The following is an 18184-nucleotide window of genomic DNA, read 5'->3' as shown; positions in this document are numbered from 1 at the left end:
AATCCGCCGCACCAAGGGCAGACAGGCTTGATAAAGCGGCATTCGCAGCGTGCAAAGCCGTCACGCTTCCGAAATGTCGCAACGGAGACAAATCCCATGTCGTTGCTCGCTGACAGCAGTACGCACGTCCGGGAAGTTCTGAACGTGGTCAACCACCAGTTGACCACGCGCCCGACAAGCGAACCCGTAGCTCAGTCGTGGACGCGCTGCATCAACGAATTCCAGCTGGACCCCGCGCGTTTCGTGCCGCCGCCGGTGCTCACCGAATACGAACTCAGCGCGCGCCGTGAGGCGCTCGGCGATCTGATCGCGTGTTCGAAGCTCGAGATGACGACGCTCTATCAGCAGCTCGCCGATCCCGAGCTCGCGGTTGTGCTGGTCGATTCGGGCGGCGTGATCGTGCATCAGGTGTCGTCCGTGCCGTTCGCCGAGGCGGTCGCCGCCGACGGCTTTCGCGTCGGCGCGCTGTGGAGCGAACGCGAAGCCGGCACCAACGGCATGGGCACCTGCCTCGCGGAGCGCGACTGCATCGCCGTCTGTCAGCACGAGCATTTCTATCCGCGCTACACGTCGCTCACGTGCTCGGCCGCGCCGATCTTCGACGACGGCGGCGAAATCGCCGGCGTGCTCGACGTCACGAGCCGCTCGAAGCTGCTGCAGCAGCACTCGCTGGTGCTGGTCGGCATGTCGCGGCAGATGATCGAAAACCGTCTGCTCGATGCGCGCTACCGGCACGCCAACATGATCCATTTCCACAGCCGCCCGGAATTCGTCGGCACGCTGCACGGCGGCAAGCTCGCGGTCGGCGACGACAGCACCGTGCGCGCCGCGAATCGCAGCGCGCTGTTCCAGCTTGGCTTCCGCTCGCTGAGCGAGCTACGCGGCCGGCGTATCGAGGAAGCGTTCAACGCGTCGCTCGAAGACATGATCGCGCGCAGCATTCGCGGCTCGTTCCATCCGGTCACCGTCTACAGCGCGAATGCGACGAACCGCTTTTTCCTCGTTGCGCAGACGCCGCAGAACGGCACCGGGCGCGTGACGCGCGTGATCGTCACCGACTCCGCGATCCGCAGCAGCGCCCCCGAAAAGCACGAGAAACACGACAAGCACGCGCCGGTACCGAAGCTCGACGAAATCGCGCACCTCGAATTCGGCGACCCGCGCATGGCCTCGCAGATCCAACTCGCCGCGCGCGTGATCCAGCGCAAGATTCCGATCGTGCTGCGCGGCCAGACCGGCACCGGCAAGGAAGTCTTCGCGCAGGCGCTGCATAGCATCAGCCCGCACGCCGACGGTCCGTTCGTGCCGGTGAACTGCGCGTCGCTGCCGGAGAACCTGATCGAGAGTGAGCTGTTCGGCTATCGCGCCGGTGCGTTTACCGGCGCGCAGCGCGAAGGACGGCGCGGCAAGATCGTGCAGGCCAACGGCGGCACGCTGTTCCTCGACGAGATCGGCGACATGCCGCTCGTGCTGCAGGCGCGCCTGCTGCGCGTGATCGAGGAACACGAGGTCACGCCGCTCGGCGCCGAGACCACCGTCAAGGTCAATTTCCAGCTGATCAGCGCGAGCCACCGCAATCTGCTCGAACTCGTGCAAAGCGGCCAGTTCCGCGAGGACCTGTATTACCGGCTCAAGGGCGTCGAGCTGAATCTGCCGGCGCTGCGCGAGCGCGTCGACAAGCTGCCGCTGATCCATCATCTGCTCGCCAACGAAACCGACGATCCGCCCGAGCTGACGCCGGAAGCCGAACACGCGCTGCTCACTTATGCGTGGCCCGGCAACATCCGTCAGCTGCGTCACGTGTTGCAGATGGCGATTGCGCTGTCAGACGGCGAGCCGATCCGTTGCGAGCATCTGCCGCCCGAGGTCACGCAACGCACCTCGGCGGTCGACCTGCCGACCGCGCTGCGCCTCGCGAACGCGGACATGGACGGGCATCTCGCCGACGAAGCGGACATTTCTTCGCTGAACGCGATCCAGCTGAACGAGCGCGAGACGGTGCTGTCGCTGCTCGACGAGCATCGCTGGAACGTCAGCAACGTCGCGAAGGCGCTCGGCATCAGCCGCAACACGCTGTACCGCAAGATGCGCCGGCTGCACATCCGGCTGTCGCACGAAGGCTCGCCGCCGGACGGTATGCCGCTCGATCTCGACGCATGACCCAGCCGTCCCCTAACGAGTCAGCGCCGAAGGCCGCCCGCGATCTCGCCGACTTCAAGCCGGATGCACGCTTCGCGTGGTGCGTGACCGGCTCCGGTCACATGCTCGAAGAATCGATCGCGCTCGCGCGGCGCTTGCCGCGCGTCGATCTGTTTTTGTCCGCGGCGGCCGAGGAAGTGCTGCCGCTCTATGGCTGGCCGCTCGACAAGCTGCGCGAACAGTTCCGGGTGCTGCGCGACAACAGCGCGAGCGGCGTACCGGTCGGCATGCTGTATCACGGCGTCTATCACACGGTCGTGATCGCGCCAGCCACCAGCAACACGGTCGCCAAATGCGCTTACGGCATCTCCGATACTCTGCCGACCAACATGTACGCGCAGGCCGGCAAACAATGCATCCCCGGCATCGTCTTTGCATGCGACACCGAACCGAGCGTGATCACGCATAGCCCGGACGAATGGGTCGAACTGCGGCCACGGGCGATCGAACTCGACAACGTCGAGCGTCTGGCACGCTTCGAATACACGACGCTCGCGCGCTCGCTCGACGAACTCGAAGCGGCGCTCGCCCAACGCCTCGCGACCCTCGATCTCGCATGGACCACATCCTCTTCCTGACCGGCCGGCTTGCCGAACCGAGCCTGCGGCGCGTGCTCGACGGCATGGCGCCGGCGCCGTTCAGTTGGGAGGTGCGCGAAATCGGCCTGCAGGTCGCCGCGTTGATGACCGCCGACATGATCCAGCGCCGCTTGCCCACCCCGCTCGCCGCGCAGCGCGTGATCGTGCCGGGCCGCTGCCGCGGCGATCTCCACGCGCTGAGCGCGCACTTCGGCGTGCCGTTCGAGCGCGGTCCCGAGGAGGTCAAGGACCTGCCGCAGTTTTTCGGCCACAAGGCGAAGCCGTTCGACCTGAGCCGCTACGACACGGAGATTTTCGCGGAGATCGTCGATGCGCCGCGGCTCGACCTCGACGGCATCGCCGCAAGGGCGCGCGAGTATGCGGCCCAGGGCGCGGACGTGATCGACATCGGCTGTCTGCCGGACACGCCGTTTCCGCATCTCGAAGACGCAGTACGGCGCCTGAAGGCCGAAGGCTATCGCGTCAGCGTCGATTCGATGCGCAACGACGAACTGCTGCGCGGCGGCCGCGCGGGCGCCGACTATCTGATGAGCCTGAACGTCGACACGCTTTGGATCGCCGACGAAGTGCCGTCGACGCCGATCCTAGTCGCGCGCGAACCCGCTGACGCCGCCTCGCTCGACGCCGCGATCGACGCGCTAACCGCGCGCGGCCGCGCGTTTCTCGCCGATCCGATTCTCGATCCGATTCCGTTCGGGCTGGCCACGTCGATTGCGCGCTATGTGCGCTTGCGCGAGCGCTATCCCGACATCGCGATCATGATGGGCATCGGCAATGTGACCGAGTTGACCGAGGCGGACACGAGCGGCATCAACGCGGTGCTGCTCGGCATGGCGGCCGAATTGCGCGTTGGCGCGGTGCTGACGACTTCGGTGAGTCTGCATGCGCGGCGCGCGCTGCGCGAAGCCGATATCGCGCGCCGCGTGATGCATGCCGCACGCGATGCGCAAGTGCTGCCGAAGGGCATCAGCACCGAGCTTGCAACGGTCCACGCGAAACGGCCTTTTCTGTACAGCGCCGAAGAAATCGACGAATTCGCGCGCGCCGTGCGTGATCCGAATTTCCGCGTGCAGATCAGCGCCGACGGCATTCACGTGTACAACCGCGACGGCCATCGACGCGGCGACGATCCGTTCGCGCTGTACCCGCAGCTGAACCTCGAAACCGACGGCGGCCACGCGTTCTACATGGGCGTGCAGCTTGCGCGCGCGGAAATCGCGTGGCGGCTCGGCAAGCGCTTCGATCAGGACCAGCCGCTCGACTGGGGCTGCGCGGTCGACCGGCCTGAGGAAGATCTCAGCGTCTGGTGCGGGCCGGGCGAGACGATGAAGAAGCGCTGAACCTGCCGCGCCGTCACTGCATGGCCGCTACGGCCGCGGGTTCGTCGACGGTAGCCAGTTCGCCGCGCATGCCGCGAATCGCCTGCGCGCGATCGCTCGCGCCGAACACGGCCGATCCCGCAACGAACACATCGGCACCCGCCGTGGCGACACGCGCGATGTTCGACGCCTTCACGCCGCCGTCCACTTCGATCAGCAACGGCCGCCCGGTGCGCTGCATCGTCGTGTCGACGCGCTCGCGCAGCCGCCGCAGCTTATCGAGCGTCTCGGCAATGAACGCCTGGCCGCCGAAGCCCGGATTCACCGACATCACCAGCACGACGTCGAGCATCTCCAGCACATGATCGAGCACCGTGAGCGGCGTCGCCGGATTCAGCGCGAGCCCCGCGCGTGCGCCGTGCGAGCGGATCAGCTCGATGGTCCGATGCACGTGCAGCGTCGCCTCCGGATGAAAACTGATCAGGTTCGCGCCCGCCTCGGCAAACGCCGACACCAGCGGATCGACCGGCGTGGTCATCAGGTGCACGTCGAACGGCAGCGACGTGTACGGCCGGATCGCCGAGCACACGAGTGGCCCTACGGTCAGGTTCGGCACATAGTGGTTGTCCATCACGTCCAGATGAATCCAGTCCGCGCCGGCCGCCGTTACGTCGCGAATCTCGTCGGCGAGGCGGGCAAAATCCGCCGACAGCAGCGACGGAGCAATCAGGAATTCGCGCATTGCGTTCTCCGTACCAGTGGCGTCAGTGATAGCGGCTCGCCATCGTGTCGAGCGGCAGCGGCTTGATGCGCGCCGCCTGCCCCGCGCAACCGAACGCTTCGAAACGCTCGATGCAGATCGCGCTAGCCGCGGCGGTGGCCGCCTTCAGGGCCGCGCGCGGATCGAACTCGGAGCGCGCATTGGCGAGCGATTTGCGCATCGCGCCGCTCATCGCGAGACGGATGTCGGTGTCGATATTGACCTTGCGCACGCCGTGCGCGATGCCGCGGCGGATTTCGTCGACGGGCACGCCGTAGGTGGTCGGAATCTCGCCGCCGTATTCGCGGATCACCGCGAGCCATTCCTGCGGCACCGACGACGAACCGTGCATCACCAGATGCGTGTCGGGAATGCGCGCATGGATATCGGCGATCCGGTCGATCGCGAGGATGTCGCCAGTCGGCTCGCGGCTGAACTTGTACGCGCCGTGCGAAGTGCCGATCGCGATCGCGAGCGCATCGACGCCGGTCGCGTCGACGAAGCGCCGCGCTTCGTCGGGGTCGGTCAGCAGGTGCTCGCGCGTCAGCTTGCCTGCTGCGCCGACGCCATCCTCCTCGCCTGCCGTGCCGGTTTCGAGCGAGCCGAGACAGCCCAGCTCGCCCTCCACCGACACGCCGACCGCATGCGCGGCGTCCACCACGCGCCGGCTCACGTCGACGTTGTAGTCGTACGCGGCGGGCGTTTTCTGGTCGGGCAACAGCGAGCCGTCCATCATCACCGACGTGAAGCCCGAGCGGATCGCCTGCTGGCACACCGCGGGGCTCGCGCCGTGATCCTGATGCAGCACGAGCGGAATGTCCGGGTGCGCTTCGAGCGCGGCGAGCACCAGATGGCGCAGGTACGGCTCGCCCGCATACTTGCGCGCCCCGGCCGACGCCTGCAGGATCACCGGGCTATCGGTGGCCTCGGCCGCGCGCATGATCGCGTGAATCTGCTCCATGTTGTTGACGTTGAACGCGGGCACGCCGTAGTCGTGTTCGGCCGCGTGATCCAGCAGTTGCCGCAGGGTGATGAAGGCCATTGCGTGCTCCTCGATATGAAATGAAATCTTGTCGAGCGGCGTGCTCAACGCGCGCGGTCCGCGACGCGCCGCGCTGCGTCGATCACCGCCTGCGCGTTCAGCCCGAAATGCTCGAACAACGCGGCGGCCGGGGCCGATTCGCCGAACGTATCGATGCCGACCACGCCGCCGTCGAGCCCGACGTATTGCCGCCAGAACGCGCGCACGCCCGCCTCGATTGCGACACGCGGCACGCCCGGCGGCAGCACGGCGTCGCGCCAGGCGCGCGGTTGCCGGTCGAACGCGGTGGTCGATGGCATCGATACGACGCGCGCGGCGATGCCGGCGGTCGCGAGCGGCGCGATCGCGTCGAGCGCGAGCGACACTTCCGAGCCGGTGGCGATCAGCACGACACGCGCCGGTTGCTCTTGCCCTCCGTCATCGAGCCAGTCGCGCAACACATAGCCGCCCCGCGCAATCGCGGCGATCTGCACGGCGGAGCGCGTGACGAAACGCAGGTTTTGCCGGCTCAGCAACAGACACGACGGTCCTTCCCGCTCCACCGCGCTGGCCCACGCCTGCGCGGTCTCGACGGTATCGCACGGACGCCAGACGTCGAGCCCCGGAATCAGCCGGAGGCTCGCCGCGTGTTCGACCGCCTGATGCGTGGGCCCGTCTTCACCGAGGCCGATCGAGTCGTGCGTGAACACGAAGATCGAGCGCGTCTTCATCAGCGCGGCCATGCGCAACGCGTTGCGCGCGTAGTCGGAGAAGGTCAGGAAGGTGCCGCCGAACGGCAGATAGCCGCGATGCAGCGCGATGCCGTTCATCACCGCGCTCATGCCGAACTCGCGCACGCCGTAGTGCACGTAGTTGCCGCCGCGTAAGCCGTTTTCATCGCTGCGCACGTCGATCGCGCCCGGCCAGTCCGTCAGGTTGGAACCGGTCAGGTCGGCGGAGCCGCCCAGCAGCTCCGGCAGGCTGCGCGCGAGTGCGCCGATCGCCTTTTGCGAAGCCTTGCGCGTCGCGATCGATTCCGCCGCGCAATCCGCATCGCGCAGCAGCGCGCGAACCGTGTCGTACCAATGCGCGGGCAAGCGGCCCTGCACACGCCGCTCGAATTCGGCGGCCTCCACCGGATAGTGCTGGCGATACGCATCGAAACGCGCGCGCCACTCGGCTTCCGCGGCGGCACCGCGCGCGCTCGCGTCGAAGTTCGCGCGAATCTCGTCCGGAATCTCGAACGGCGGATGCGGCCAGCCGAGCGCGCGGCGTGTGCGTTCCACCTCGTCGGCGCCGAGCGGCGCGCCGTGCACGTCGTGCGTGCCGGCCTTCGACGGCGCGCCCTGGCCGATCACCGTGCGGCAGCAGATCAGCGTCGGCCGGCCGGTCGCGCGCGCCGCGAGCAACGCGCGATCGACCGCATCGACGTCGTGGCCGTCCACCTCGCGCACCACATGCCAGCCGTAGGACGCGAAACGCGCGGGCGTGTCGTCGGCGAACCATTGCGCGACGTTGCCGTCGATCGAGATGCCGTTGTCGTCGTACAGCACCGTCAGCTTATCGAGCTTCAGCGTGCCCGCGAGCGACGCCGCTTCGTGGGAGATACCCTCCATCAGGCAGCCGTCGCCGGCGAACACATAGGTGCGGTGATCGACGATTCCGTGCCCGGGCCGGTTGAACTCGCGTGCGAGCAACGCCTCGGCGAGCGCCATGCCGACGCCGTTCGCGAGCCCCTGGCCGAGCGGTCCGGTGGTCGTCTCGACGCCGGGTGTGACGCCCACCTCGGGATGCCCCGGGGTTTTGCCGTGCAACTGGCGAAAGCGCTTCAATTCGTCGATCGGCAGGTCATAGCCCGTCAGATGCAGCAGTCCATACAGCAGCATCGAACCATGTCCGTTCGACAACACGAACCGATCGCGGTCTGGCCACGCGGGATTGCGCGGGTTGTGCTTCAGATGCCGGTCCCACAACGCGACCGCGATCTCGGCCATGCCGAGCGGCATGCCGGGGTGTCCCGACTTCGCGGCTTCCACCGCGTCGATTGCGAGCATGCGCAGCGCGTCGGCCATCGGGCGCGCGGCGGGTGCGTCAAGCGGTTGCGCGACTGCGCTCATCGAAATTCTCCTTGCGAAACGAACGTCGGCAGGGCAGCGTTGTGCTCAAGCGCGCGAGCGCCGGTCGATCAGTTGCAGGATCATCGGCGTGAAGATCAGTTGCATCGCGAGCCCCATCTTGCCGCCCGGCACGACGATCACGTTCGGGCGCGACATGAACGAGTCGGGCAGCATCGTCAGCAGATACTGGAAGTCGATGCCCTTCGGCCGCGCGAAGCGGATCACCACGAAACTCTCGTCCGGCTGAGGAATCTCGCGGGCGGTAAACGGATTCGACGTGTCCACGGTCGGCACGCGCTGGAAGTTCACATGCGTGCGCGAGAACTGCGGGCAGATGTAGTTCACGTAGTCGGGCATACGGCGCAGGATCGTGTCGACCACCGCTTCGTGCGTGTAGCCGCGCATCGTCTGGTCGCGGTGCAGCTTCTGGATCCATTCGAGATTGATGATCGGCACGACACCGATCAGCAGATCCGCATGCCGCGCGATGTTGACCTTGTCGGTCACCGCGGCGCCATGCAGCCCTTCGTAGAACATCAGGTCGCTATTGGCCGCGACGTCTTCCCACGGCGTGAAGGTGCCGCTGTCCTGCTTGTACAACTGCGCTTCGGCCGCGTCGTGCACGTAGCGACGAAACTGCCCGCCGCCGTTTTCGCCGTAGCGCGTGAACAGGGTTTCGAGTTCTTCGAGCAGGTTTGCTTCCGGCCCGAAGTGACTGAAATTCGGCACGCCGTCGCGTTCGCGCTCCTGCATCGCCGCGCGCATGCCGTTGCGGTCGTAGCGATGGAACGCGTCGCCTTCGACGATCTGCGCATTGATGTGCTCGCGTCTGAAGATATGCATGAAACTCTTCATGACGGTGGTGGTGCCCGCGCCGCTCGAGCCGGTCACCGCGATGATCGGATGTTTGACTGACATACGTTTGTCTCCGGATGACTGGTTCTTCGTCTCGTGAGCCGCTGATCACGCCGTGAAATCCGGCAGGAACAGCGAGCGCGTGCCGAACAGCGGCGACGAGAACGGCTTGTCCTCGCCGCGGTCGTATTCGCCGTGATAGCGCGCAATGCGCTCGACCTCGTTCTTCGAGCCGAGGATCACCGGCACGCGGCCATGCAGCGCGCGCGGCGCGAGCTCGAGAATGCGCTCGCGGCCGGTAATCGCGAGACCGCCCGCCTGCTCGACCAGAAAGCTCATCGGGTTCGCCTCGTAGAGCAGGCGCAGGCGCCCTTCCATGGCCGGCGTTTTCGAGTCGCGCGGATACATGAACACGCCGCCGCGCATCAGGATGCGATGCACTTCCGCGACCATCGACGCGATCCAGCGCATGTTGAAGTCGCGCGCGCGGCAGCCGCTGCGGCCGTCCTTGCACTCCTGCACGTAGCGGCGCACGGGCGGCTCCCAGAAGCGCTCGTTCGATGCGTTGATCGCGAACTCGCCGGTTTCTTCCGGAATCCGGATGTTCGAATGCGTAAGCACGAAGTTGCCGATGTCGCGCTCCAGCGTGAAGCCGTGCGTGCCGTTGCCGACCGACAGCACCAGCATCGTCGAGGGTCCATACACGGCGTAGCCGGCCGCCACCTGTTCGCAGCCCGGCCGCAGGAACGCGGCTTCGCTGCTGGCATCCTCCGCCGGATCGCGGGTGCGCAGTACCGAAAAGATCGAGCCGACCACGCCGTTGATGTCGATATTCGACGAGCCGTCGAGCGGATCGAACGCCAGCAGATACTCGCCACGCGGATACTCGGGCGGAATCGGGTACACGTGCTCCATTTCCTCCGACACCATCGCGGCCAGCAAGCCGTCCCACTCGCATTGCTGAACGAAAATCTCGTTGGTGGAGACGTCGAGCTTCTTCTGCTCCTCGCCGTGCGTGTTGAGCGTTTGCGCGGAACCGTAGTTGCCGCCTAACGCGCCCTTGGTCAGCATCGCCGAGATCGATTTGATGGCGGCCGCGACGTCGATGAGCAGCGCGGAGAGTCCCGCCGTGTCCCGCGTGCTTTCCGTACATGGCGGGCGATCGAGCGTGTCGATCAGGAACTTCGAAAGTGTCGTGCGTCCGTCCTGCATGGCGTTCTCCTTCGATGGTGTCGAGATTCAGCCCGGCGGCACCGTGACGGCGCGCGCGGTGGAAGGCGGTGGCAAGGACGGCTGCATGGGCTCGTCGAATACGCGGCTCGCGCGCACGTCGGCGGCGTCGATCAGCGTCAGCGTGGCGGCGTCGATCGGCTCGCCACCCTGCAACGCGCTCGCGAACAGGCGGTTCGCCTGGCGCAGCCGCGCGCGGTCGAGCGCGTTGCGCACCGAGCGCGCGTTGGCGAAATTCGGTTGACGGATGCGGCGCGCCAGATAGTCGGCGAACGCGCAACGCGACGCGGCATCGAAGCGGTAGTGCATGGTGTCGAGCATCCGCTCGGCGATTTCGAGCAGTTCGGTTTCCTCGTAATCGGGAAACGTGATGTGATGCGCGATGCGCGAGCGGAAACCCGGATTGCTCTCGAAGAACACTTCCATCCGCGACGCGTAGCCGGCCAGAATCACGACCAGGTCGCTGCGCTGGTTTTCCATCGTCTGCAGCAGGATTTCGATCGCTTCCTGCCCGTAATCGCGCTCGTTCTCCGGGCGATACAGGTAATACGCTTCGTCGATGAACAGCACGCCGCCCATCGCGCGCTTCAGCACATCGCGCGTTTTCGGCGCGGTATGGCCGATGTACTGGCCGACCAGATCGTCGCGCGTCACCGACACCAGATGATTGCGGCGAATGTAGCCGAGCCGGTGCAGCACCTCGGACATGCGCAGCGCGACCGTCGTCTTGCCGGTGCCGGGGTTGCCGGAGAAGCACATGTGCAAGGTCGGCGCGCCGCCCGCGAGACCGAGCGAAGCCCGTGCGCGTTCGACCAGCAGATGCGCGGCGACTTCGCGAATGCGCGTCTTCACGGGTGCGAGCCCGACCAGATCGCGATCGAGTTCGCCGAGCACGTCGCCGATGCCCGAGTCGCGGTACAGCGCCGCGAGGTCGATGTGGGGGGTGGCGTCGTCGCGGTGCGCGGTGGACGCGGGCACTGCGTCCACGATGGCGGCGTCAGTCATTGCTCCTCCTTGCTGCGGGTTGTCGTGTGCCTGGCTTGCACCCTCGTGCCCGGTCAGCGGCTCAGCCCGTCGCTCCGTAGCGCTCGCCCGCCGGCCGGTCGATCGCATAGCCCGTCGTGCTGTAGCGCTGCATGCGCCCCTGCGCATCCTGACGCGACAGACGGAAGCCCGGCTCCGCATCCGGCCGGTTGACGATGAACGACAGGCGCATCGTCTCGAAGGTGCGCTCCGAATCGAAGGCGTTGACCTTGATGTAGTGCTGCGGCCGCGCCTCGCGACAGGCCCGGACCTCCTGCAAGACGCCTGCCGCGTCGTGCAGGTCGAACATCGGCAGACCCCACATTTCCCAGTACGTGTTGCGCGGATGCGGGTCGTCGGTGAATTCGACCGAACAGGCCCAGCCCTGGCGCAGCGCATAGTCGATCTGCAGGCCGATTTCCTCGTCGGTCAGCTCGGGCAGAAAAGAAAACGTTCCTTGGGTAATACGCATGACGAACCTCGTTGATGGATGTCGCGTTCAGAACGGTGTCAACGGCGCCCCGCGCGGTGCCGTGGCACCGCGTTGCGGATGCGCTCGTGAAGCGCTGGCGAGTAACGCTCGGCTCTCTTAGGCCGCGGTCGGTGTGGCGGCGAAATCGGGCGTGTCGGTCGACGCGTAGTTGAAAGTCACGTCGCGCCACGTATCGAGCGCCTGCTTGAGCGGCGTGCACCAGCGCGCGGCGGCTTCGAGCACGTCGGGCCCTTCGCGCAGAATGTCGCGGCCCTCGTTGCGCGCCTTGACCATCGCTTCGAGCGCGACGCGGTTCGCAGTCGCGCCGGCCTGGATGCCGGCCGGATGGCCGATCGTGCCGCCGCCGAACTGCAGGATCGCGTCGTCGCCGAACAGGTCGAGCAGTTGATGCATCTGCCCCGCGTGAATCCCCCCCGAGGCGACCGGCATCACCTTGCGCAAGCCGGCCCACGGTTGATCGAAGAATAGGCCGCGCGACAGGTCGACCGCGTTGTGCGCGTCGCGGCACACGTTGTAGTAGCCCTGCACCGACAGCGGATCGCCTTCGAGCTTGCCGACCGCGGTGCCCGCGTGCGCATGATCGACGCCCGCCATGCGCAGCCATTTGGCGATCACGCGAAACGAGATGCCGTGATTGCGTTGCCGTGTGTACGTGCTATGCCCCGCGCGATGCAGATGCAGGATCATGTCGTGCTTGCGGGCCCAGCGCGACATCGACTGGATCGCGGTCCAGCCGATCACCAGATCGATCATCACGATGCACGAGCCGAGCTCCTTCGCGAATTCGGCGCGCTCGTACATGTCCTCCATCGTGCCGGCCGTCACGTTCAGGTAGTGCCCTTTGACCTCGCCGGTTTCGGCCTGCGCGCGGTTCACCGCTTCCATCGCGAACAGGAAGCGGTCGCGCCAATGCATGAAGGCCTGCGAGTTGATGTTCTCGTCGTCCTTCAGGAAATCGAGGCCGCCGCGCAGGCCCTCGTAGACCACCCGTCCATAGTTCTTGCCCGACAGCCCGAGCTTCGGCTTGACCGTCGCGCCGAGCAGCGGCCGTCCATACTTGTCGAGCCTTTCGCGCTCGACGACGATGCCGGTCGGCGGCCCCTGGAAGGTCTTCAGATACGCGACGGGGATGCGCATGTCTTCGAGCCGCAACGCCTTCAGCGGCTTGAAGCCGAACACGTTGCCGATGATCGACGCGGTCAGGTTCGCGACGGAGCCCTCTTCGAACAGATCGAGTTCATACGCGATGTACGCGAAGTACTGCGGCTCGTCGGCGCGCGACACCGGCACCGGTTCGACGCGGTACGCCTTCGCGCGATACATGTCGCAGGCGGTCAGGCGGTCGGTCCACACCACCGTCCACGTCGCGGTCGACGATTCGCCGGCCACCGCGGCCGCCGCTTCCTCTGGTTCGACACCGGGTTGCGGCGTGATGCGAAAGAGCGCGATCACGTCGGTCTCTTTCGGTTCGTAGTCCGGTTGCCAGTAACCCATCTCGCGGTATTTCATCACGCCCGCCGCGTACCGCTCGCGCGGATTGTGCGGATCGCGCGCTTGATGTCCGGGCTGGATCGGCGGTTGACTGAAATCGTTCATGACGTGTCCTCGAAGGTGGCAAGCGCACTGCCGGAAGAACGAAGCGCTTGAGTTGCACTGTAGGCATGGACACGCCCAAGGGGAATTCACGATTTTATTTGGCAGACTTAATGGATCGATTATCGCTATCACATCGTTAGTTTCTTTTTCACGCCATGAAACGGCAATGGGAGCAGAATCGCTTAGTGTGGGGGAGGGGCACGGCGTGACAGCGCAATCGGAATAGCGAATCGCGTGGAACACTTTGCTTCGTTTCCGCCACAACGCGCGGACGGTTGCGTCTGGCAACCCGCGCAAGCGCCAGGGCGTGGCGCAATTCGCCGAGCGCTGTATTAGCGCTCGAATCCGCGCCCGCCTGGCCGGCCGGCACACGCACGGGCATGGAGATTGCGTGATGCCGGCTGCTGTCGACATCTGGCATGAAATTTCGCCGGGCCGGCGGCTCAGAGCAGTTCGAACCGCAGTTCCAACCGCAGTTTCAACCGAAGGAGGAAGCACGTATGCAATGGACGACTCCGAGCTACACCGACGTACGCCTCGGTTTTGAAATCGTGATGTATGTCGCTACGCGTTAAGCCCGCAACCGGGCCGCACGCCGCGGCCCCTTTGCGGTTCCCGTTTGTGTTTGACCTCTGCTGACGGCCGGCCTTCCGGCGCTGTCGGGACAAACGTTCCCAACCATGATCCACGAAACGATCGTCACCACGGCAGCGTGCGATGGCCGTCCTCATATCGCGCCGATGGGCGCGCGCTACGAGGGTGAGCGCATCATCCTTTCGCCTTTCCGACCGTCGGTTACGCTCGACAACATCGTCGCGACGCGCTCGGCCGTGCTCAATTTCACCACCGACGTGCGCATCTTCGCGGGCTGCGTCACGCACTACGCGACCGATTGGCCGACCGTGGCCGCAAGTCGCGTCGCGAGCGTGCGGCTGGCCGAATCGCTGGCCCACGCCGAACTCGAACTCGACGAACTGCAAGACGACAAAGAGCGCCCGGTACTGGCGATGAAATGCGTGCACCGCGAAAACCACGCGCCGTTCGCGGGCTTCAATCGCGCGCAGTCGGCGGTCGTGGAAGGCGCGATTCTGGTAAGCCGGCTTTTCATGCTGCCGGCCGATAAGGTCGATCGAGAAATGGCGTATCTGCAGATCGCGATCGACAAAACCGCCGGCGACAACGAGCGCACCGCATGGGGCTGGCTCGTCGCCGCGGTCGCGCGCTACCGCGCGAATCTGGAAGGGGCGGCCAATCACGCCGCCACGTCCGCCCATCACTGAACCCGTTTGCCGGGAGAACCCTGATGACCGCATTGCTTGCGAGCGTCCGCTCGGATGAGGAAGCATTCGACGCCGCACGCGCCGGCGCCGAGCTGATCGACCTGAAAGAACCGAACGACGGCGCGCTCGGCGGCCTGTCGATCGGCGCCATTACGAACATCGCGCGACAGCTGCGGGCGCGCTATCCGGTCAAGCCGATCAGCGCGGCGATCGGCGACGTGCCGGCCGATGCGTTCGACGAGATCGCCACGCGCGTGATCGACGTCAGCGACGCCGGCGTCGACTATGTGAAGGTCGGGGTCGCGCGCGGTCCGGCCGCGCGGCACTGCATCGAGCAACTCGCGAATCTGCCGGCCACCGTCGTGCCGGTGCTGCTATGCGACGGCGGCATGGACGACGACCTCGTCAGCCACACCGCGGCGCTCGGCTTTGCCGGCCTGATGTTCGATACCGCGAGCAAGGACGGCGGCACGCTGTTCGATCACGTCGATGTCGACTCGCTCGCGCGCTGGTTGCGGCTCGCGCGTCAGCGCGGCGCAATGGTGGGCATCGCCGGTGCGCTCGGCTGGGCGCAGTTGCCGCAGATCCGCGCGCTGGCGCCCGACGTGGCCGGTTTTCGCACCGCGCTGTGCGCCGACGGGCGCCGCTCGCGGCTCGATCCCGAGCGCGTCGCGCAATGGGCAAGCGCGTTGCATCGGCCGGCTGGCGAAATCCGCGTCGATGGCGGCGCACCGCTGCCGGGCTCGACGAGCGCGACGCGGCTCTAAGGTTCAGCCATCCCTCACATCACCGGAATATTCAGCAAACGGTCGCGCATCAGCGCGACGTTGCTCTTGTCGAGCAGTTCGACCACATAGTTCGCATCCGTCACGTAGTCGACGAACTTGCGGTCGACCACCCCCGACGCGGCCAGCATTTCGAGCGGATCGTCGGCGGCGATCGGACAGGATTTGACGACGATCAGCCGCTCCGCGTTGAGCATCGTCGATAGCCAGGCGGCAAGGCTGTCGGAGGTCGTATCCCAGTTGCTCATCGCGTCGGGCGTGTCGCGCATCAGCGCGGTCGGCACCCACACGGCGACGTGGCCGTCGCGCAACGTGCGGCGAATCTTCGCCTCGCTCGACGCGATCACCAGTTCGGGCGACACACCTTGCATCAGCAGCGCATATTGCGTCATCGCGAGCAGACACATGTTGTGCGCGGCCAGATCGTCGAAGTTCCACTCGCCCTGATACTGCCGCACCTTGTCCGCGAAATCGCCGCCGCCGGGCACGATCACCACGCGTCCGCCGCCGACTTCGCATAGCTCGCTGAGCCAGTGGCGCAGTGCCGGGTCGTGACTGAGGCTGCCTCCGATCTTGACCACCCACATGACTGTTGTCCTCGCGTCCAGTTGAGTGCCCGGCCGGGTCGCGTCGATTCGCAACCTCGTTCATCACCGAACTTGTCCCGCTCGCCCAATCGTCCCCACTGTCCCTCTTTGCGCTACTCGTGCGTTGGCGCCGTGTATTCGGGCGGCGCCGCACCGGTCAACTCATGCCGCGCGCGCGGCGACGCCACGCGCGCTTCGCCGCTGCGCTCCCGGTTCGCGCGCCGCGAGCAGCGCGACCGCCACGCTCGGCGCGCAGGTCGCCGCCCACGCCGCGCTGGCATCGGGCACGCCCGCCAACGCGCCGAAGTCGATATAGCCGCGCGCTTCGTCGCGCGCCAAGGCGGCGACGAGGAAGCGGCCGCAGCCCGCGCCCACCAGCGGCGCGGCCGCGAGCGCCGGCTGCGCGGCGACCACGCGCATCAGGTTCGCGCCGATTTCGCGCACCTGCAGCGCGCGCCAGCGCCGCGCAAAGTGCAGCCATTCGAGGTCCGACGCGTCGTGCGCGTCGTGCCCGATCATGCGCGCGAGCCGCGCGCGGCTCGCCGCCGGCGTCTTCGGCCCCTGGTCGGCGCTCGGCTGCACGTCGTGCAGCGGGTCCAGTTCGCCCGTCAGCCGGTAGACGTCGGCGGTGGTCGCAAACCATTCGTTCATCACGTTCAGCGTGGCACCGCCGAATTCGATCCGATGCGCGACGCCGCACAACGGCGTGCGTACGACGCCGTGATACACGAGTTCGCCGCTCGCGAGCCGGCCCGCATCGGTCGCGCCACGCGCGACGACCCGGCCGTCGACGATCGGAATGATGTCGGTGGTGGTGCTGCCGATGTCGATCAGCAGCGCGTTCGGCATGCGGGTAGCGACCCAGCTCGCGGTCGCGAGCCAGTTCGCCGACGCGACCTGGCGCCAGCCGGCCGCGCAGTCGTCGGCGGCGAGCCAGCCGGCGTCGCCGGCGTAGAAACGCAGTGATGAACCGAGCCGCTGCGCGAGCGCGGCCACGATCGCGCGCACGCCTTCGGCGCGATCCGCGAACAGGTCGACCATCTCGCCGGTCATCGTCACCGCATGCTGCGCGGCGCCCGTGCGCGCCTGCGGCCAGCGCTCGAAGACGAGGTCGATCGTGCGGTGCAGATGGTCGAGACCCTGCCACAGCGGACACGGCCATTGCACGACGTCGTGCACGGCATCGCTGCCGTCGATGAGTGACACCTTCACGTGCGCACCGCCGACGTCCCAGCCGAACCGCACCGCCGGGTTCGAACGGGCGGGGCTCAAGGACGCACCTCGAATGTGAGCGGATTGGCGCGCGGCGCACCGCAGCGCTCGAGTCGCACGCCATGCGCGGCCAGCAGCGCGCGCGTCAGGCCGCTGCCGCGCACCGCCGACAGCCCGGCATAAGCGACCGTCAAACGCGGATTCACCTCGATCACGACCGGCCCTCGCTGCGGATGCCAAACGACATCGATGCCGACGAAGCCGCGCAAACCCGGGATCGCCCGCGCGACGCGATGCGCGAGCGTGTCGAGCGCGCGGCCCATGTCGCTGTGCTGGTCGATCTGATCGACCAGCACGCCGTCGAACTCGACGATCCGCGCCACCTCGCCCGGCGCGTCGCCGCCGCTCAGCCCGATCTGCTGACGGTTGATGCTGAGCAGCTTGGTCGCGTCGCCGCGGCAGATCAGCGACAGGCTCAACGGCTCGCCATCGACCCACGCTTGCAGCACCGGATTGCGCCCGGCCGCCGCGCGCGCTTCGTACTCGGCGCAGGCATCGGCGAGGCGTTCGTAGACGATCGTGTCGAGGCCGCCCGCGCCGTCGTCCGGTTTCACGACCCAGCGGCCGCCGTGCTGCGTGGCCGGGTCGCCGGGTTCGAGCGCCGGCGTCGTCGCAATGCCATGCGCGGCAAGACACGCCGCGGTCGCGCTCTTGCTCGACGCGACGCGGATCGCTTCCTTCGCGCAGCCGAGCCAACGGGCGGTGCCGACCGCATCGTGAAAGCGCAGCAGCAGGTCGTCGCATTCCGGCGCGACCACCCACGCGTAGTCGTGCTCGCGCGCCACGCGCGCGACGAACGCCGTCATCGATTCGCCGGGCGCGGCCATACAATGAGCGTCGCCCGCCGCTGGTGTTTCGAAGCGCGAGGTCGCGAAGGTGACGTGCACGCCGTCCAGTTCACGCAAGGCGGCGACCAGTGCGTCGCGCATCACGCGTCCTTCGACGATCAGCGCGCTCAAATCGGCGAGACTGCCTGCGCCGGCGAGTTCGGGGTCGATGCCGCCGCCGGTGAGATACTCATAAACAAAGATCTTGGTCAAAGGAAAGC

At 66.8% G+C, this 18184-nt stretch carries 17 protein-coding genes; 6 read left to right on the top strand and 11 right to left on the bottom strand.

All coding sequences use genetic code 11. From position 1 onward, the window contains the following. Positions 1-96 precede the first annotated feature (96 nt). Genes QFZ94_RS11460 through QFZ94_RS11450 form a run of 3 tightly spaced genes read left to right on the top strand, consistent with a single transcriptional unit; the run spans position 97 to position 4138 of the window. Positions 97-2160, top strand: coding sequence for a sigma-54-dependent Fis family transcriptional regulator (locus QFZ94_RS11460; RefSeq protein ID WP_429456939.1), 2064 nt, complete (start codon positions 97-99; stop codon positions 2158-2160). Beyond that, the gene (locus tag QFZ94_RS11455) at positions 2157-2777 is read left to right on the top strand and encodes a flavoprotein (protein ID WP_429456937.1); all 621 of its coding nucleotides are present in this window, start codon (positions 2157-2159) and stop codon (positions 2775-2777) included. Before QFZ94_RS11460 ends, QFZ94_RS11455 begins: the two co-directional genes overlap by 4 nt. Then, on the top strand, positions 2756-4138 hold the full coding sequence (locus tag QFZ94_RS11450) for a DUF6513 domain-containing protein (RefSeq protein ID WP_429456935.1): 1383 nt from the start codon (positions 2756-2758) through the stop codon (positions 4136-4138). The genes QFZ94_RS11455 and QFZ94_RS11450 overlap by 22 nt, the downstream gene beginning before the upstream one ends. A 13-nt stretch (positions 4139-4151) precedes the next feature. Here QFZ94_RS11450 and rpe read toward each other — a convergent pair whose 3' ends face one another. The 8 genes from rpe to QFZ94_RS11410 form a co-directional block, all read right to left on the bottom strand. Next, positions 4152-4859 carry a ribulose-phosphate 3-epimerase gene (rpe, locus tag QFZ94_RS11445; RefSeq protein ID WP_410849793.1) on the bottom strand — a complete coding sequence of 236 codons (708 nt, stop codon included), beginning with the start codon at positions 4857-4859 and terminating at the stop codon, positions 4152-4154. A 22-nt stretch (positions 4860-4881) separates the two neighbouring features. Next, complete coding sequence (fba, locus tag QFZ94_RS11440) at positions 4882-5919, bottom strand: class II fructose-bisphosphate aldolase (protein WP_410849792.1); 1038 nt, start codon at positions 5917-5919, stop codon at positions 4882-4884. A 44-nt stretch (positions 5920-5963) separates the two neighbouring features. Then, on the bottom strand, positions 5964-8015 hold the full coding sequence (gene tkt, locus QFZ94_RS11435) for a transketolase (protein ID WP_429456931.1): 2052 nt from the start codon (positions 8013-8015) through the stop codon (positions 5964-5966). Between the two features lie 45 nt (positions 8016-8060). Continuing rightward, the gene (locus tag QFZ94_RS11430) at positions 8061-8933 is read right to left on the bottom strand and encodes a phosphoribulokinase (RefSeq protein ID WP_429456929.1); all 873 of its coding nucleotides are present in this window, start codon (positions 8931-8933) and stop codon (positions 8061-8063) included. A gap of 45 nt (positions 8934-8978) precedes the next feature. Further along, positions 8979-10082: a class 1 fructose-bisphosphatase gene (locus QFZ94_RS11425; RefSeq protein ID WP_368586113.1), complete on the bottom strand. Its 1104-nt coding sequence runs from the start codon at positions 10080-10082 to the stop codon at positions 8979-8981. A 27-nt stretch (positions 10083-10109) separates the two neighbouring features. After that, the gene (gene cbbX / locus QFZ94_RS11420; protein WP_429456926.1) at positions 10110-11105 is read right to left on the bottom strand and encodes a CbbX protein; all 996 of its coding nucleotides are present in this window, start codon (positions 11103-11105) and stop codon (positions 10110-10112) included. Between the two features lie 61 nt (positions 11106-11166). After that, the gene (locus QFZ94_RS11415) at positions 11167-11595 is read right to left on the bottom strand and encodes a ribulose bisphosphate carboxylase small subunit (RefSeq protein WP_429456924.1); all 429 of its coding nucleotides are present in this window, start codon (positions 11593-11595) and stop codon (positions 11167-11169) included. A gap of 117 nt (positions 11596-11712) precedes the next feature. After that, positions 11713-13212 (bottom strand): form I ribulose bisphosphate carboxylase large subunit, encoded by a 1500-nt coding sequence (locus tag QFZ94_RS11410; protein WP_429456922.1) that lies wholly within the window; start codon positions 13210-13212, stop codon positions 11713-11715. A 419-nt stretch (positions 13213-13631) separates the two neighbouring features. Here QFZ94_RS11410 and pqqA point away from each other — a divergent pair, with 419 nt between their 5' ends. From pqqA to QFZ94_RS11395, 3 genes are all read left to right on the top strand, one after another. Beyond that, positions 13632-13787 carry a pyrroloquinoline quinone precursor peptide PqqA gene (gene pqqA / locus QFZ94_RS11405; protein ID WP_368586109.1) on the top strand — a complete coding sequence of 52 codons (156 nt, stop codon included), beginning with the start codon at positions 13632-13634 and terminating at the stop codon, positions 13785-13787. Positions 13788-13892: 105 nt separating this feature from the next. Beyond that, entirely contained in the window at positions 13893-14492 is a 600-nt protein-coding gene (locus QFZ94_RS11400) for a DUF447 domain-containing protein (protein WP_429456919.1), read from the top strand. 23 nt (positions 14493-14515) lie between these two features. Further along, complete coding sequence (locus QFZ94_RS11395; RefSeq protein WP_429456917.1) at positions 14516-15259, top strand: (5-formylfuran-3-yl)methyl phosphate synthase; 744 nt, start codon at positions 14516-14518, stop codon at positions 15257-15259. Positions 15260-15273: 14 nt separating this feature from the next. On the opposite strand, the gene QFZ94_RS11390 is transcribed toward QFZ94_RS11395, so the two are convergent. From QFZ94_RS11390 to QFZ94_RS11380, 3 genes are all read right to left on the bottom strand, one after another. Further along, positions 15274-15864, bottom strand: a complete 591-nt coding sequence (locus QFZ94_RS11390; RefSeq protein ID WP_176107471.1) for an aspartate kinase — start codon at positions 15862-15864, stop codon at positions 15274-15276. A gap of 162 nt (positions 15865-16026) precedes the next feature. Beyond that, on the bottom strand, positions 16027-17136 hold the full coding sequence (locus QFZ94_RS11385; RefSeq protein ID WP_429456915.1) for a hydantoinase/oxoprolinase family protein: 1110 nt from the start codon (positions 17134-17136) through the stop codon (positions 16027-16029). Continuing rightward, the gene (locus QFZ94_RS11380; RefSeq protein ID WP_368624041.1) at positions 17133-18176 is read right to left on the bottom strand and encodes an ATP-grasp domain-containing protein; all 1044 of its coding nucleotides are present in this window, start codon (positions 18174-18176) and stop codon (positions 17133-17135) included. Before QFZ94_RS11380 ends, QFZ94_RS11385 begins: the two co-directional genes overlap by 4 nt. Positions 18177-18184 lie beyond the last annotated feature (8 nt).

It is taken from the genome of Paraburkholderia sp. JPY465 (assembly GCF_050436725.1).
GTDB lineage: Bacteria > Pseudomonadota > Gammaproteobacteria > Burkholderiales > Burkholderiaceae > Paraburkholderia > Paraburkholderia youngii.
Note: the sequence above shows the minus strand (reverse complement) of the source record. Positions and strands in the feature narration are given on the sequence as shown.

Excerpts from the sequence above, each read along its gene's own strand:
- QFZ94_RS11460 (WP_429456939.1), top strand. The coding sequence starts at position 97 with ATGTCGTTGCTCGCTGACAGCAGTACGCACGTCCGGGAAGTTCTGAAC.
- QFZ94_RS11455 (WP_429456937.1), top strand. The coding sequence starts at position 2,157 with ATGACCCAGCCGTCCCCTAACGAGTCAGCGCCGAAGGCCGCCCGCGAT.
- QFZ94_RS11450 (WP_429456935.1), top strand. The coding sequence starts at position 2,756 with ATGGACCACATCCTCTTCCTGACCGGCCGGCTTGCCGAACCGAGCCTG.
- rpe (WP_410849793.1), bottom strand. The coding sequence starts at position 4,859 with ATGCGCGAATTCCTGATTGCTCCGTCGCTGCTGTCGGCGGATTTTGCC.
- fba (WP_410849792.1), bottom strand. The coding sequence starts at position 5,919 with ATGGCCTTCATCACCCTGCGGCAACTGCTGGATCACGCGGCCGAACAC.
- tkt (WP_429456931.1), bottom strand. The coding sequence starts at position 8,015 with ATGAGCGCAGTCGCGCAACCGCTTGACGCACCCGCCGCGCGCCCGATG.
- QFZ94_RS11430 (WP_429456929.1), bottom strand. The coding sequence starts at position 8,933 with ATGTCAGTCAAACATCCGATCATCGCGGTGACCGGCTCGAGCGGCGCG.
- QFZ94_RS11425 (WP_368586113.1), bottom strand. The coding sequence starts at position 10,082 with ATGCAGGACGGACGCACGACACTTTCGAAGTTCCTGATCGACACGCTC.
- cbbX (WP_429456926.1), bottom strand. The coding sequence starts at position 11,105 with ATGACTGACGCCGCCATCGTGGACGCAGTGCCCGCGTCCACCGCGCAC.
- QFZ94_RS11415 (WP_429456924.1), bottom strand. The coding sequence starts at position 11,595 with ATGCGTATTACCCAAGGAACGTTTTCTTTTCTGCCCGAGCTGACCGAC.
- QFZ94_RS11410 (WP_429456922.1), bottom strand. The coding sequence starts at position 13,212 with ATGAACGATTTCAGTCAACCGCCGATCCAGCCCGGACATCAAGCGCGC.
- pqqA (WP_368586109.1), top strand. The coding sequence starts at position 13,632 with ATGAAATTTCGCCGGGCCGGCGGCTCAGAGCAGTTCGAACCGCAGTTC.
- QFZ94_RS11400 (WP_429456919.1), top strand. The coding sequence starts at position 13,893 with ATGATCCACGAAACGATCGTCACCACGGCAGCGTGCGATGGCCGTCCT.
- QFZ94_RS11395 (WP_429456917.1), top strand. The coding sequence starts at position 14,516 with ATGACCGCATTGCTTGCGAGCGTCCGCTCGGATGAGGAAGCATTCGAC.
- QFZ94_RS11390 (WP_176107471.1), bottom strand. The coding sequence starts at position 15,864 with ATGTGGGTGGTCAAGATCGGAGGCAGCCTCAGTCACGACCCGGCACTG.